1 protein-coding gene is annotated in these 713 nt (G+C 64.8%); it reads left to right on the top strand.

Annotated features, from left to right (window positions below):
- Window positions 1–96 precede the first annotated feature (96 nt).
- On the top strand, window positions 97–713 hold a 617-nt coding region (locus tag AC0L3I_RS36960; protein ID WP_473530237.1), incomplete at its 3' end, for an ISL3 family transposase.

The following is a 713-nucleotide window of genomic DNA, read 5'->3' as shown; positions in this document are numbered from 1 at the left end:
GGGATCTTCCGCATATTTGGTGCAGGGGCCGGGATTCACGGGCGGTGCGAATGAGTCCATAGAGTCGGAATCGCAGTCGACGCCGGTGATTCGCCCGTGCTCCATGCCTTCCGTTCGCTGGTCTCGCCCGAGCTTTCGATTGTCCAAATTCTCCCACAGGCCGACAAGGTGGTGCTTGTAGCCCGGCCGAAGGCGACAGAATCGTGCTGTCCCTCCTGCGGCTGCGGAACCGGCCGCGTCCACAGCCACTACATGCGCCGGGTGGCTGATCTGCCGTGGCAGGGACGGGTTGTCGAAATCCGGCTTCACGCCAGGCGGTTCCGTTGCGCCAATCCGCAATGCCGTCAGCGGATCTTTACGGAACGATTGCCGGAAACGGTGCAGCCGAGAGCGAGACGCACCGCCCGCCTCGGTGAGAGCCAGTTGGTGATCGGCTTCGCGGTCGGCGGCGAATCCGGCTCGCGCCTGTCGCGCAAACTCGCCATGCCGGTAAGCGGCGATACGCTGCTGCGGATGATCCGCTCAGCCGGGTTCGAGCCCCCGGACGCGCCGCGGGTGGTCGGCATCGACGACTGGGCCTGGCGCAAGGGGCAGCGCTACGGAACGATCATCTGCGATCTGGAGCGCAACCGCGTCCTCGATCTGTTGCCGGACCGAAATGCCAACACTGTCGCGTCATGGCTGAAACGTCATCCGGGCATCGAAGTCATCGC

Source organism: Mesorhizobium sp. WSM4840, assembly GCF_055811755.1.
The sequence above is the reverse complement of the archived record's forward strand: the minus strand, read 5'-3'. Positions and strand labels throughout refer to the sequence as shown.